The sequence below is a fragment of the Streptomyces fulvoviolaceus genome, assembly GCF_000718165.1.
GTDB lineage: Bacteria > Actinomycetota > Actinomycetes > Streptomycetales > Streptomycetaceae > Streptomyces > Streptomyces fulvoviolaceus.
On sequence record NZ_JOEY01000245.1, the window covers coordinates 1 to 218 of the forward strand.

General features: G+C 74.8%; 1 pseudogene. It reads left to right on the top strand.

Features of this window, described 5'->3' with window-relative positions:
* A pseudogene (locus tag IG08_RS0153730) lies at positions 1-218 on the top strand (IS200/IS605 family accessory protein TnpB-related protein); the annotation flags it as partial.

A 218-nucleotide genomic window follows, 5' to 3' on the forward strand; every position in this document is an offset into this window, starting at 1 on the left:
CCGGTGGGCCGGGTCGATCACCAAGGCCACGCATGATCAGTGGGCGCTCGCCCGGCGTGGCCAGCTCGCCCACATCCAGTCCCTTGAGGCGGGGATCCGGACGATCGCGCACCGGCTGGCGCTGCCGGTCGGCGCGAAGGGCTCGAAGCGGGCGGCGGGCGGTTACCGCAGCCGGCGGGAGTGGCATGCCAAGGCCCGCCGCCTGCAGGTGCTGGAGG